We start from the raw sequence: 14,055 nt of genomic DNA, 5'->3' as shown, positions 1-14,055 counted from the left end.
GACGCATTCCCTTTCCGGTCGCAAGGCGGCAAACACGTCGTGCCCAGTCAACAGTCAACGGGGGATCGGAAATGAACCGAACGAACGAGCCAGAAATGACGTCCGCCGACACCCGCACCCGGTGCGACGGCGCCGACTGCCGGAAGAAAACCGCAGGACCCGCCGAGCTCGCGGCACCTCGCCTGCGCCTGTGCCCGGGGTGTCTGCACCTGTTCACCCAGCGGCTGCGGCAGCTGCCCGGCCTCTACGCCGAACTGGAGGAGGTCCTCAGCGCCGGCCCCCGCACCGAGGGGCGGGAGCGGACGACGGGCGGCCCGGTGCCCTCGGGTCTGCCCTTCAACGCCGCGGCCGCCGACGTGCGGGCGGACATCATCGCCACGCTCGGCTCGTGGGGCGGCCTCGTCGTCACCCAGCGCGGCGTGCCCGCGCCCGAGCGGACGGTCCGCGCCCTGGCCGGCCTCCTGATGCGGCACGCCGGCTGGCTCGCCGCCCACCCCGCCGCCGCGGACGCCACCCGTGAGGTGGCGCGCCTGGAGCGGGCCGCGCACCGGGTGGCACGCCGCGAGACGCTGCGCCGGGTCAGCGTCGGGGACTGCGTGGCGCCCGGCTGCACGGGACGCCTGGTCACGGTGGTGCGCGGCGGCGGCGCCGACCCCGGCGCCAACGCCGGTATCCAGTGCGACGCCGACCCGTCGCACGCCTGGCCGGGCCGGCTGTGGACCGAGCTGCGCCGCGCCCTGCGGGGCGGCCAGGAGAGCGGCCAGGAGGCCGGGCAGGAGGCCGGGAACCCCCCGCAGGAGCGCTGGCTGACGGCCGGTGATGTCGCCCGGCTCTGGTCCACCCCCACCGGCACCGTCTACCGGCTGGCCAGCGAGCAGCGCTGGCGCCGGCGGACCCGGGCCGGGCGGACGTACTACGCGGAGTCCGACGTGCACGAGTGCTTCGTGCGCCGCGGCGGCGCCGGAACCTGAACGTCCGCCGCATAGTCCTGAAGTTTTCCTGACACGGATCTGCACGAATGCGCATTGTTATTCGGACGGGAACCGAAGAAGCTATGAGCAAGGATCCGGTGAACTGTCGGCGCGACGCCGCGAATTCAGAGAATTCCGTCACCGGTCTTCCCGCTCACCGACCCGCGTTGCCACAGGAGCCGCGGAGTTCGTGTTCGGAAATGAACCAGAAAATTTTCCCCTCGGCGGCTGTCACCGCCCCTTCCAGCCAGGGAGAGCCCATGCACAGCACTTTGATCGTGGCGCGGATGGACCCGGGGTCCAGCGGTGACGTCGCCCGGATCTTCGGGGAGTTCGACGGCACCGAGATGCCGCACCTCATGGGGACCCGGCGGCGGCAGCTCTTCGCCTACCGGGGCCTGTACTTCCACCTCCAGGACTTCGACTCCGCCCAGGGCGGCGAGGCCATCGAGGAGGCCAAGACCCACCCGCTGTTCGTGAGGATCAGCGACGACCTCAAGCCGTACATCGAGGCCTACGACCCGGCGACCTGGCGCTCGCCGGCCGACGCGATGGCCCAGCGCTTCTACGACTGGACCCCCACCTCGTGACGCACTTTCCCCGGAAGGGAGCGACGTCCTGATGGGACGCCAAGTAGTGATCACCGGCATCGGCGTGGTGGCACCCGCCGGTGTCGGCACCAAGGACTTCTGGAACCTGCTCAGCCACGGCAGGACCGCCACCCGCACCATCACCTCCTTCGACGCGACACCGTTCCGCTCACGGGTGGCCGCCGAAGTCGACTTCGACCCCGAACTGCACGGGCTGAGCCCGCAGGAGGTCCGGCGCATGGACCGGGCCGCCCAGTTCGCGGTCGTCACCACCGCCGAGGCACTCGCCGACAGCGGCCTGGCCCTCACCGACCTGGACCCCCACCGCACCGGAGTGACGGTGGGCAGCGGCGTCGGCGCGACCATGGCCCTGGACCGCGAGTACCGCATCGTCAGCGACGGCGGCCGCCTCGACCTGGTCGACCACCGCTACGCGGTGCCGCACCTGTACGACTACTTCGTGCCCAGCTCGTTCGCGAGCGAAGTGGCGTGGAAGGTCGGCGCCGAGGGCCCGGCCGCCGTCGTCTCCACCGGCTGCACCTCGGGCCTGGACTCGGTGGGATACGCCACCGAGCTGATCCGCGAGGGCAGCGCGGACGTGATGTTCGCCGGCGCGGCCGCCGCCCCCATCTCACCCATCACGGTGGCCTGCTTCGACGCCATCAAGGCGACCACCCCGCGCAACGACGACCCCGCCCACGCCTCCCGCCCCTTCGACCGGACCCGCAACGGCTTCGTCCTCGGTGAGGGCGCCGCCATGTTCGTCCTGGAGGAGCGCGAGCGGGCCGAGCGGCGCGGCGCGTACATCTACGCCGAGATCGCGGGCTTCGCCACGCGCTGCAACGCCTTCCACATGACCGGGCTCCGCCCCGACGGCCTGGAGATGGCCGAGGCGATCCGGCTCGCCCTGGACGAGGCGCGCATCAACCCCGAGCAGGTCGACTACATCAACGCGCACGGCTCGGGCACCAAGCAGAACGACCGGCACGAGACCGCCGCGTTCAAGCACAGCCTGGGCGCGCACGCCTACCGCACCCCGGTCAGCTCCATCAAGTCGATGGTGGGGCACTCACTCGGCGCGATCGGCTCCCTGGAGATCGCCGCCTCGGTCCTGGCGATCGAGAACAACCTGGTGCCGCCCACGGCCAACCTGCACGAGCCCGACCCCGAGTGCGACCTGGACTACGTGCCCCTGCACGCCCGCGAACAGCGCACGGACACGGTGCTGAGCGTGGGCAGCGGATTCGGCGGGTTCCAGAGCGCGATGGTGTTGCGGAGGGCAGCATGAACACCCCGGTCGTCATCACAGGACTCGGCGTCACCGCCCCCAACGGGCTGGGCACCGACGATTTCTGGGCCGCCACCCGCAAGGGACTCAGCGGCATCGACAAGATCAAACGGTTCGACGCCTCCGGCTACCCGGCCCGCCTGGCAGGCGAGGTTCCGGGCTTCCGTGCCGAGGACCATCTGCCGGGCCGGCTGCTGCCGCAGACCGACCACATGACCCGGCTCGCGCTCGTCGCCGCCGACTGGGCGCTCGCGGACGCAGGCGTGCGGCCCCAGGAGTGGGACCCCTTCGACATGGGCGTCGTCACCGCGAGCTCCTCGGGCGGCTTCGAGTTCGGCCAGCGCGAACTCCAGGCGCTGTGGAGCAAGGGCGGCCAGTACGTCAGCGCCTACCAGTCCTTCGCCTGGTTCTACGCCGTCAACACCGGCCAGATCTCCATCCGCCACGGCATGCGCGGCCCCAGCGGCGTCGTCGTCTCCGACCAGGCCGGCGGCCTGGACGCCCTGGCACAGGGCCGCCGCCAGATCCGCAAGGGCAGCAAACTGATCGTCTCCGGCGGCGTCGACGGCTCCATCTGCCCCTGGGGCCACGTCGCCCAGCTCGCCGGCGGACGCCTCAGCACCGGCGACGACCCCGCCCGCTGCTACCTGCCCTTCGACAGCGAGGCGGCCGGCCACGTCCCCGGCGAGGGCGGCGCCCTCCTCGTCATGGAGGACGCATCCTCGGCACGGGAACGCGGAGCGCGCGTGTACGGCGAGATCGCCGGATACGCGGCCACCTTCGACCCGCCGGCCCACACCGGCCGCCCGCCGGGCCTCACCCGGGCGATACGGCTCGCGCTCGCCGAGGCCGGCACCCGGCCGGGCGAGGTCGACGTGGTGTTCGCGGACGCCGCCGCGATCCCCGAGCTCGACCGCGCCGAGGCGGACGCGGTCACCGAGGTCTTCGGCCCCCAAGGGGTCGCCGTGACCGCGCCGAAGACGATGACCGGGCGTCTGCTGTCCGGCGCCGCCTCGCTGGACGTGGCCGCGGCCCTGCTGTCCATCAGGGACGGCGTGATCCCGCCCACCGTCCAGGTCACCCCGGATCCCGCCTACCGCCTGGACCTGGTCACGGGCGTGGAGCGCCCCGCCAAGGTGGACACCGCGCTGGTCCTCGCCCGCGGATACGGCGGTTTCAACTCCGCCATGGTCGTGCGCCGGAGCGCCTCGTGAACGCCGGCCGCGCCCCGACAGACACGGCACAGACATCGCCCGGAGAGAAGGTGGCGCGTATGCCCAGCAAGGTCATGGCCAAGGGCCCGGCCAAGAAGTCCGACAACGTCCAGCACTGCGACGTGTTCATCCTGGGATCGGGCCTGGCCGGCTCGGTCAGCGGAGCGATCCTGGCCCGCCAGGGCGCCAACGTGGTCCTCGTCGACGCCGGCCAGCACCCGCGGTTCGCCGTCGGCGAGTCCATGACGCCACAGCTGATCGAGTGGCTGCACATCCTCAAGTCCCGCTTCGACGTGCCGGAGATCGGCCATCTGCTGAACGTGAAGGCGGTCGCCGACCACATCGGGCCCCACCACGGCAAGAAGCAGAACTTCGGGTTCATCAAGCACGAGGTGGGCAAGGAACCGGACCCGGACGAGGCGACGATGTTCGTCATCCCCAAGGTCCTCACCGACGCCAGCCACCTCTTCCGGCAGGACAGCGACCAGTACTACTTCAACGTCGCCGCCAAGTACGGCTGCACCACCCGGCAGAACTGGTTCGCCACCGACCTCGACTTCGACGACGACGGCGTCACGATCACCGGCCGCAACGGCGAGGTGTTCCGCGCCAAGTACCTGATCGACGCGAGCGGTTTCCGCTCCCCGCTGGCGGAGAAGTTCTCCCTGCGCGAGCAGCCCACCCGCTTCAAGCACCACGCCCGCTCCATGTTCACGCACTACATCGGCGTCAAGCCCTTCGACGACGTCTCCCACCACCCGGTGAGCCGGCGCCCGCCCGCGCAGTGGCACGGCGGCACCCTGCACCACCTCATCGAACGCGGCTGGTTCTGGATCATCCCGTTCGACAACGTCAAGGGCTCCAAGAACCCGATGTGCTCCGTCGGCATCACCATGGACGAGCGCACCTACCCCAAGCCCACCGACATCACGCCCGAGCAGGAGTGGCGCTCCTTCCTCGACAGGTACCCGGCGGTCAAGCGGCAGTTCGTGGGCGCCAAGCGGGTCCGCGAGTGGGTCTCCACCGACCGCCTGCAGTACTCCTCCAGCCGCTCGATCGGCCCCCGCTGGTGCCTGATGTCGCACGCGGCCGGCTTCCTGGACCCGCTGTACTCGCGCGGCCTGTCCAACACCTTCGAGGTGGTGTACTCGCTGTGCACCCGCATCCTGGAGTCGGTCAAGGACGACGACTGGTCGGTGGAGCGGTTCGAGTACGTCGAGCAGCTCGAGCGCGGACTGCTGCAGCACAACGACGACCTCGTCAACGCCTCCTACATCGCCTTCTCCCACTTCCGGCTGTGGAACGCGGTGTTCCGGGTGTGGGGCGGGTTCCTCACACCGGGCGTCATGCGGCTGCACCGGGCCCGCGTCCAGTACGAACTCGACGGCGACGAGCAGCACCTGAAGAACCTGGAGAACACCCCCTACCCCGGCCTGTGGTGGCCCCAGGACGAGTTCAAGAAGATCCTCGAACTGACCGCGGAGACCTGCGAGAAGTACGAGGTCGGCGAACTCGACGGGGACACCGCCGCGGACACCATCTTCGCGGCGCTGCGTGAGTGCGAGGGCCTGAACCCGGTGTTCGGCTGGAAGGACGAGGAGTCCACCCGGTTCGTGTACCCGACCACCGCGATGGTCGCCAAGTTCATGAACTGGTCGCTGCGCAAGGCCCCCGCGGGCGAGATGCGCGACATCGCCCGCTCGCTGGTGAGCAGCTCCGTGCGCTCCGCCCTCAAGGGCAAGAAGCCCCTCTAGAAGCCCCTCTGGAAGAAGGACCGGTCCATGACGCAGACCCTGCCGGAGACCGAGGACAAGGCCGCCCTGTCCTCGTGGTCCTCCACCCGGCCGCAGATGGAGGACACCAACCCCCTGGTGCAGGCCTTCACGCGCTTCAACGTCTACCTGTACTCCAAGCCGCCGAACAAGTACGTCAAGAAGGTCAACAAGTCCTTCCTGCACCTGCATCTGTTCCTGTACCGCAAGTCCCGCGGAAAGATCATGGGGCACTTCGGGCGCCTGGACGCGATGCTGCTGACCACCACCGGCCGCAAGACGCGCCTGCCGCGCACACTGCCCGTCGGCTACGTCTACGACAACGGGCGCTACATCGTGTGCGCCGCCCCCGGCCACTTCGACGTGCCCGGCGGCCCGCAGGCCAGCCACCCCGCCTGGTTCCACAACGTACGGGCCACCCCGCAGGTGAGTGTGGACATCGGCCCCGAGCAGTTCCCGGCCACCGCGCGGATCCTCACCGGCGACGAACGCGACCGCCGGTGGCGCGAGTTCACCGAGGTCTTCCCGTTCATCGCCGAGTTCCAAAAGCGCGCGAGCCGCCCCATCCCGGTCCTCGAGATCACCCCCGACGACCTCGACCCGCAGCAGCTGTGAGCACCCCCGCACTCCCGCACCCCATGGAAGGAAGCACATGAAGATCGAAGCCCTGGATCCGTCCACCCCGCTGATGCGGCAGTTCCAGGAGAAGACGGGGCCGATCACCCTGGTCAACGTCTTCGACGTGCCCCCGGAGCTGTACGAGGAGTTCCTCAAGATCTGGCAGGAGGACGCCGCGTACATGAAGGGCAGCCCGGGCTGCATCCAGACCCAGCTGCACAAGGGCACCGCGGGCAGCCGCCTGCTGGTGAACGTGGCGGTCTGGGAGTCCACCGAGGCCCTCTTCGCCGCGTTCAGCAAGCCGGAGTTCCAGCAGTCGGCGGCCAAGTACCCGGACGGGATCACGGCCTACCCGCACGTCTACGAGAAGATCGCCGTCGAGGGGATCTGCATCGCCTGACACCCGCCACCGCCGCCCGGGCCGCCGCGCCCGCCGCCGCGTCACCCAGCCCGGCGCGGCAGCCTCCGGCGCCCAGGACACCGCCGCACGGCGCAGCGGGAAGGGTGCCGCGCGTCACCGGAGCCTTACGGGGCATCGGGCGGGGGAGGGGCGGCGGCCGCCCCGCGCGCAGGGCGGCCGCCCCTTCCGGGCACCCCATCCCACAGGAGCACCGACATGAGTGACCTACGTCCCGACGCCGCACCGGCACCCGGTTCCGGGCGCCTGCTGCTGTCCCGTGCCGCGCTGGCGGTGAGCACCGTGTCCCTGGCGCGCAAGGCCGTGCGCGCCAGGGGCTCGAGCCGGGCCCTCGACCACATCGACGTGATCGCGGCCACCGCCTCCCTCGTCGTACTGCTGCTGCGCGCACGGCGGCAGCCGGCCGCCCGCTGAGACCCCCTCGCAAGGAGAGCGCCGTGACCGGCACCGCACCGACATCGGACCTCACCGGATGGAGCCGGCGCCCCTTCACCGGCGGCGGGGTCACCCACGACGTGTACGAGAAGGGGACCGGGCCCGGGGTGATCCTGGTCCCGGAGATCCCCGGCATCACACCCGAGGTGCTGGGCCTGGCCGAACACCTCGTCAAGGAGGGGTTCACGGTCGCGGTGCCCTCCCTGTTCGGCACACCCGGCCGGCCGGACTCCGCGCCCTACACGCTGGGCGTCGTCGCCCGGCTCTGCGTGTCCGCCGAGTTCCGGGCCTTCGCCACCAACGCCCGCCGCCCCGTCGCCGACCATCTGCGGGCGCTCGCCCGTGAGCTGGCCACCCGCACCCCGGGCCCCGGCGTCGGCGTCATCGGCATGTGCTTCACCGGCGGCTTCGCGCTGGCCGCGGCCGTCGACCCCGCCGTACTCGCCCCCGTCGTCAGCCAGCCCTCGGTGCCGTTCTCGACGAGCCGGGCCCGGCGCGCGGATGCGGGGTGCGCGGCCGGCGAGCTCGACGCCGTCGCCGCACGGACCCGCGGTGAGGGGCTGTGCGTGCTCGGCCTGAGGTTCAGCAAGGACGGGATCTCTCCGGCGCAGCGGTTCACCACGCTGCGGGAGCGGCTCGGGGACGCCTTCGACGTGATCGAACTCGACTCCGCCCCGGGCAACGACGGCGGTTTCGCCAAGAGCGCGCACTCCGTGCTGACCGTCGAGGTGCGCGAGACGCCCGGACACCAGGCCCTCGCCGCCCGTGCCCGCGTCGTCGCCTTCCTGCGGGAACGGCTCACCCCCGCCGCGTGAGTGTGACGTGCGTCTCACCGCCGGCTCCGCATGTCACACCCGGGCCCGATCCGCCCTCTTGGGTGCACCGCCACACAACGTGCGCGCCTGACGCCGCGACAAGGAGAGGAAAATGACTCGAGAACGGCAGACAAATCCGTGGGCGGTTCTGAGCGTCCTGTGCCTGGGGTTCGTGATGACCCTGGTCGACCTGACGATCGTGAACATCGCCATCCCGGACATGACCGACGATCTGGGGGCCTCGCTCGACAAGATCCTCTGGGTCGTGAACGCCTACACCCTGGTCCTCGCCACACTGATCATCACCGCCGGGCGCCTGGGCGACATCCGGGGCAAGGGGAACCTCTTCCTCTCCGGCGTGGCCGTGTTCACCCTCGCCTCCCTGGCCTGCGGCCTGGCCCAGGACCCCTCCCAGCTCATCGCGTTCCGCGCGCTGCAGGGTGTGGGTGCGGCGATGCTGATCCCGCAGACGCTGTCGATCATCACCGATGTGTTCCCGCCGGAGAAGCGCGGCGTCGCCTACGGCGTGTGGGGCGGGGTCGCGGGCGTCTCCGGAGCGATCGGCCCGACGGTCGGCGGCCTGCTGGTCACGCACCTGGACTGGCGGTGGGTGTTCTTCGTCAACATCCCGGTCGGCGTGCTGGTGCTGCTGTTCGGCCTGCGGCTCATGCCCAAGCACGTACGGGTGGTCAAGCACCGCTTCGACCTGCCGGGCACCCTGCTCGTCTCGGCGACCCTGTTCTGCCTGGCCTTCGGCCTCATCGAGGGTGAGCGCTACGAGTGGAACGGCTGGATCTGGGCGCTGATCGCGGCCTCCGGCGTCCTGCTCGCGGTCTTCCTCATGTACGAGCGCGGCCAGCAGGACAACGAACCGCTGCTGCCGTTCTCCCTGTTCAAGGACCGCAACTTCACCGTCGTCAACCTCGTCGGTATCGCGGTCTCCTTCGGTGTCCTGGGCATCCTGCTGCCGACAACGATCTACCTGCAGTCCGTGCTCGGCTTCAGCGCTCTGAAGACCGGCCTCGTCCTGGTGCCCCTCGCACTGGGCTCCATGTTCACGGCCGGCCCCGCCGGCATCCTGTCGGAGAAGTTCGGCGGCAAGTACATCCTGACGGCCGGTCTGTCGATGTTCGGCATCGGCATCACCTGGATCTTCCTGGTCGCCGACACCAACAGCTCCTGGACCGCGTTCGTCGGCCCGCTCTTCGTCGCCGGACTCGGCGCCGGATGCACCTTCGCCCCGATGGGCTCCGAGGTGATGCGCAACGTGCCGCCGCGCTTGACCGGTGCCGCCTCCGGCGTCAACAACGCGCTGCGGCAGGTCGGTTCGGTACTCGCCGGTGCCGTGATCGGCGCGGTGCTGCAGGCCAAGCTGGTCTCCGCGATGCGCGAGGAGGCCCAGACCGGCGCCCAGTCACTGCCGCAGGAGTACCGGGCGGACTTCATCAACGGATTCGCCAACGGGGCGCAGAACGTGGGGGTGGGCACGGAACAGTCCGCCTCGCTGCCCTCGGGTGTTCCCGAGGACGTCGCCCGCAGCATCCAGGAGCTGGCCGGCAAGGTCTTCGGCAACGGCTTCGTGGACGCCCTGCAGCCCACCATGCTGGTGCCCGCCGTCACGATGTTCGCCGGCGCGGCCCTGTGCCTCGCCCTCAAGGGCGGACCGACCCCCTCCGGCATGGCACACGGCGCACCGCCCGCCGAGCCGGAGGAGACCGAACCCGCCAAGGACGCCACCGCCGCACACTGACCCCCGCGAGGCGCTCCGCCCGCACCTCCGCCCGCTGTCAACCTCCGCCCCCGGTCCTTCGGACCGGGGGCGCTCTGCTGGGACTTGAAATCATGATCAGTCGAAGAACACTCCTCGGGGCCTCCGGCACCGCCCTCGCCCTCGCCGCCGTCCGCCCGGCGTCCGCCTACGCCGACGCCCCCTGGGAGCAGCTGCGCGGCCACCTGGCCGGCACCCTGGTCCTGCCCGGCGACTCCTCCTACGCGACCGCCAAGCAGCTGGAACTCCAGCAGTTCGACACCATCGCACCGCAGGCCGTCGCCTACTGCGCGGGCGCGGCCGACGTCGCCCTGTGCCTGGCCTTCGCACAGAACCAGGACATCCCCATATCGGTCCGCAGCGGCGGCCACAGCCTCGGCGGATACTCCATCACCACGGGCCTGGTCGTCGACGTGTCCCGCCTGAACTCCATCGCCCTGGGCGCCGGTTCGGTGACCTTCGGGCCCGGCGCCCAGAACGTCGACCTCCTCAACACCCTGGCCCCCGCGGGACTGGCGGTGGCCGGCGGCGCCTGCCCCACGGTCGCGGCCGGCGGATTCGTCCAGGGCGGCGGCCTCGGCTTCCTGACCCGCCCGCTCGGCATGGCCTGCGACGCCCTGACCTGCGCCCAGGTGGTCCTCGCCGACGGCCGCACGGTGACCGCCTCGGCGAGCCGCAACAGCGACCTGTTCTGGGCGATACGAGGCGGTGGCGGCGGCAACTTCGGCGTCGTCACCTCCTACACCGCCACCCCCCACGCGGTCACCGACGTGGCCACCTCGACCCTCGTCTTCGCCTACGACAAGGCGCTCGACATGGTCGACGGATACGCCCGGTGGCTGGCGGACGCACCCCGCACCATCGGCGGCGCCTGCGTGGTCACCCTCGTCGACGCGGCTCCCGGCTCCACCCCGGTGCCCGCGATCCGTCTGGTCTCCGCCGGCACGGCCGACGAACTGGCCGGCGAGGTGGGCCGGCTGCTCACCCTGACCGGGCCGGCGGCCGCCCGCACCGACGCGGTCCTGCCCTACCGCACGCTGATGATGGGCGTGTACGGCTGCGCCACCCGGACCACCGAGCAGTGCCACCGGGCGGCGGAGATGCACCCCGAAGGGCAGCTGAGCAGGCCCGCGTTCGGCCTGGAACGCAGCCGCATGTTCAAGGCCCCGATGGCGCGCAGCGGCTGGGCCTCCGCGCTCGCGGTGTTCGACGCGGACCGCCAGGCGGGCCAGATCCACCAGCTGCAGGTGCTGCCGCTGGGCGGAGCCGACTCCGACCTCGGCCGCCGGGCGACCGCCTATGTGCACCGCGACAGCCTCTGCACCACCAACTACCTGGCCACCATCCCGGCTTCGGCCACCGACGAGGGCAAGGCGGCCGCCCGCCTGTGGGTGGACCGCGGGTTCGCCGCGATCGACCCCTACTCCAGCGGCGAGACCTACCAGAACTTCATCGACCCGGCCCTCAAGGACTGGAAGCGGTCCTACTACGCCGAGAACTACCCGCGGCTCGCCGCGACCAAGGCCGCCTACGACCCGTACGGCCTCTTCAGCTACGCCCAGAGCATCCGCTAGCCACACCCGGAAGCATCCGCCGGCCGCGCCCGGAGCATCGGCCGGCCGCGCCCGGAGCATCGGCCGGCCGCGCCCGGAGCACATCTGCCCGGCCACGCCGGGAGCATCCGCTGGCCCTGCTCCCGGGGCGACGGCGGCACCTCACCTTCTCTTCCCACGGCCCAGGGGGCGCCCATGACTGCGACACAGCCACAGACCCGACGACCACACCGGGCTGTTGGACCCGTCGACGGCAAACTGCTGCGCAATGTGTGCGGCCTGTTCGTCACCGGGGTGACCGTGATCACCAGCGGCACCGGCGAGCAGGCGTCCGGAGCCACCGTCAACTCCTTCACCTCGGTCTCCCTGGACCCCTCGCTGGTCCTGTTCTGCCTGCACAAGGACTCGCGGCTGCGCCAGGTGGTGGAGGAGACCGGGGCCTACGCCGTGAACTTCCTGACCGGCCGTCAGGAGCAGGTGGCCTGGGCGTTCGCGGGCCGGCAGACCGCCACGCTGCAGAGCGTGGACCACCATCTGTCGGCCACCGGCGTCCCCGTCCTCAGCGAGGCGATGGCCTTTTTGTCCTGCCGCCTGGTCAACGCTTTCGAGGGCGGCGACCACACGATCTTCGTCGGCGAGGTGGTGGAGCTCGGCGTGCCGTGCGCGGACCAGGAACCGCTGATCTTCTTCCGCGGGTCGATGGGCTCCCTGGAGGAGGAACAGCGCGGCACCCACCCCATCTTCGACGGCTGAGCCCCGCCCCGCCGCCCCGCCGCCTTGCCCCCCGTTTCCCCAACTGCACGTCCAGACCGGCACGAAGGAGTCATGGATGTCCGCCGTCCAAAGGCGTCTGGCCCGTTTCAACCGCACCTTCGCCAACCGATTCGTCGGCCCCGTCCTGACCCGGATGCCCGGGTTCGGCGCCGTCGTCCACACGGGACGCAAGTCCGGGCGCGCCTACCGCACCCCGGTCAAGGTGTTCAAACGCGGCCCGCACTACGTCATGTCACTTCCCTACGGCCCCCAGTCCGACTGGGTGCGCAACACCGTCGCCGCCGGCGGCTGCGAACTGCACACCCGGGGCCGGCACATCCGCCTGCACCAGCCGCACGTGTTCACCGACCCGCAGCAGGCCGTCGTACCGGCCCCGCTCCGGCCCCTGCTGCGCCGCTTCAAGGCCTTCGACTTCATCGAACTGCGCCCCCTCGACACCCCGGCCACCGCGCCGGCCCGACCATGACCCTGCCCGCCTGACAGGAGACTGCTGTGCCCCACTCCGAGTGGATCACCGTCACGGCGATCGGCGGCATAGCCCTGATCCTCGCCCTGACGGCCGTCGTCACCGCGCTGTGCCGCCGTATCAAGCAACCTGCCGTGATCGGTGAGATCACCGTCGGCATCTGCCTGGGTCCGAGCCTGCTCGGCCTGCTGCCGGGCGGCCTGCCCGAGCGGTTCTTCCCCGCCGAGATACGCCCCCACCTGGGCGTCGTCTCCCAGGTGGGTCTGCTCCTTTTCATGTTCATCATCGGCTGGGAGTTCAACAGCGGCGCCCTCAAGGGCCGCTTCCGCTCCACCGGCACCATCTGGATCAGCTCGCTGGCACTGCCCATGGCCCTGGGTATCGGGCTCGCCTGGCTGATCTACGGTTCGCACGACGTCGTCAACGGCCACACCGTGCCGTTCACCGAGTTCGCCCTCTATCTCGGCGTCGCCATGTCGATCACCGCCTTCCCGGTGCTGGCCCGGATCATCGCCGAACAGGGCCTGCAGTCGACGAGGACCGGCACCCTGGCTCTGGGCCTCGCGGCCGCGGACGACCTGCTCGCCTGGTGCATGCTGGCCGTCGTGGTCGCCCTGACCACCGCCACCGGCACCGCCGGGTTCCTGACGGTGATGGCCTGGTCGGCGGTCTACGTCGCCGTCATGCTGTGGCTGGTGCGCCCCGCGCTCGCCGCGGTCGGCGACCGGCTGAAGGTCGCCCACACGCCGTACGTCGCCGTCCTGGTCGCCGCGGGCGCGTTCACGTCGGCGTTCACCACCTCCCACATCGGCATCCACGCCATCTTCGGGGCGTTCATGTTCGGCCTCGTGATGCCCAGGCGCCGCGACAGCCTGCTGCACCGGGTGGCCCTGCCGCCCCTGGAGTCGGCCGGCAAGCTGCTGCTCCCGGTCTTCTTCGTGGTCACCGGCCTGTCCGTGGACCTCACCACGCTCACCGCCGGCGGTGTGCTGCAGATGGTGGCCATCATCGCGGTGGCCTGCCTGGGCAAGCTGGGCGGTGTCGCCCTGTCCGCGCGTCTGACCGGTATGGGCTGGAAGGACGCCACCGTGCTCGGTGTGCTGATGAACACCCGCGGGCTGACCGAACTGGTCCTGCTGAACGTCGGGCTGAGCCTGGGGCTGCTGACCGTGCAGCTGTTCTCCGCGATGGTGCTGATGGCGCTGGTCACCACCGGCATCGCGGCCCCCGTCCTCAACCTGCTGCTCAGGGACCGCACCGGGACGCCCCTGGTGGCGCCCGCGCCCCGCCCCGCCGACGGCGCGGAAGCGGCCGCGGCCGGCCGCGGCGATGTCGCCGGGGCGACCGCCGGACACGGTCACGGTGTGGGCTGA

Annotated in this window: 14 protein-coding genes; all 14 read left to right on the top strand. The window is 71.0% G+C overall.

All coding sequences use genetic code 11. The annotated features are described in order from the left end of the window. Nucleotides 1-95: 95 nt before the first annotated feature. Complete coding sequence (locus OG266_RS44605; protein WP_371553329.1) at nt 96-971, top strand: hypothetical protein; 876 nt, start codon at nt 96-98, stop codon at nt 969-971. A 260-nt stretch (nt 972-1,231) separates the two neighbouring features. Next, complete coding sequence (locus tag OG266_RS44600) at nt 1,232-1,561, top strand: TcmI family type II polyketide cyclase (protein WP_329543406.1); 330 nt, start codon at nt 1,232-1,234, stop codon at nt 1,559-1,561. Nucleotides 1,562-1,589: 28 nt separating this feature from the next. After that, nucleotides 1,590-2,849 (top strand): beta-ketoacyl-[acyl-carrier-protein] synthase family protein, encoded by a 1,260-nt coding sequence (locus OG266_RS44595; RefSeq protein ID WP_326725873.1) that lies wholly within the window; start codon nt 1,590-1,592, stop codon nt 2,847-2,849. Next, nucleotides 2,846-4,063: a ketosynthase chain-length factor gene (locus OG266_RS44590; RefSeq protein ID WP_329543405.1), complete on the top strand. Its 1,218-nt coding sequence runs from the start codon at nt 2,846-2,848 to the stop codon at nt 4,061-4,063. The genes OG266_RS44595 and OG266_RS44590 overlap by 4 nt, the downstream gene beginning before the upstream one ends. Nucleotides 4,064-4,122: 59 nt before the next feature. Further along, entirely contained in the window at nt 4,123-5,817 is a 1,695-nt protein-coding gene (locus tag OG266_RS44585; RefSeq protein WP_371553326.1) for an NAD(P)/FAD-dependent oxidoreductase, read from the top strand. 27 nt (nt 5,818-5,844) lie between these two features. After that, nucleotides 5,845-6,450 carry a nitroreductase family deazaflavin-dependent oxidoreductase gene (locus tag OG266_RS44580; protein ID WP_329543403.1) on the top strand — a complete coding sequence of 202 codons (606 nt, stop codon included), beginning with the start codon at nt 5,845-5,847 and terminating at the stop codon, nt 6,448-6,450. A 37-nt stretch (nt 6,451-6,487) separates the two neighbouring features. Next, a complete protein-coding gene (locus tag OG266_RS44575; RefSeq protein WP_332880896.1) occupies nt 6,488-6,853 on the top strand; it encodes an antibiotic biosynthesis monooxygenase family protein in 366 nt (121 codons plus the stop codon). A gap of 216 nt (nt 6,854-7,069) precedes the next feature. Then, entirely contained in the window at nt 7,070-7,285 is a 216-nt protein-coding gene (locus OG266_RS44570) for a hypothetical protein (RefSeq protein WP_371553324.1), read from the top strand. Between the two features lie 23 nt (nt 7,286-7,308). Next, nucleotides 7,309-8,121 carry a dienelactone hydrolase family protein gene (locus tag OG266_RS44565; protein ID WP_371553322.1) on the top strand — a complete coding sequence of 271 codons (813 nt, stop codon included), beginning with the start codon at nt 7,309-7,311 and terminating at the stop codon, nt 8,119-8,121. 112 nt (nt 8,122-8,233) lie between these two features. Continuing rightward, entirely contained in the window at nt 8,234-9,871 is a 1,638-nt protein-coding gene (locus tag OG266_RS44560; RefSeq protein ID WP_371553320.1) for an MFS transporter, read from the top strand. 92 nt (nt 9,872-9,963) lie between these two features. Continuing rightward, nucleotides 9,964-11,463, top strand: coding sequence for an FAD-binding oxidoreductase (locus OG266_RS44555; protein WP_371553318.1), 1,500 nt, complete (start codon nt 9,964-9,966; stop codon nt 11,461-11,463). A 174-nt stretch (nt 11,464-11,637) separates the two neighbouring features. Next, a complete protein-coding gene (locus tag OG266_RS44550) occupies nt 11,638-12,195 on the top strand; it encodes a flavin reductase family protein (RefSeq protein WP_371553316.1) in 558 nt (185 codons plus the stop codon). Between the two features lie 76 nt (nt 12,196-12,271). Next, a complete protein-coding gene (locus OG266_RS44545; protein ID WP_371553314.1) occupies nt 12,272-12,682 on the top strand; it encodes a nitroreductase family deazaflavin-dependent oxidoreductase in 411 nt (136 codons plus the stop codon). A gap of 26 nt (nt 12,683-12,708) precedes the next feature. Continuing rightward, nucleotides 12,709-14,055, top strand: coding sequence for a cation:proton antiporter (locus OG266_RS44540; RefSeq protein ID WP_371553312.1), 1,347 nt, complete (start codon nt 12,709-12,711; stop codon nt 14,053-14,055).

Origin of the sequence: Streptomyces sp. NBC_00554 (assembly GCF_041431135.1) — a bacterium.
Taxonomy (GTDB): domain Bacteria; phylum Actinomycetota; class Actinomycetes; order Streptomycetales; family Streptomycetaceae; genus Streptomyces.
Note: the sequence above shows the minus strand (reverse complement) of the source record. Positions and strands in the feature narration are given on the sequence as shown.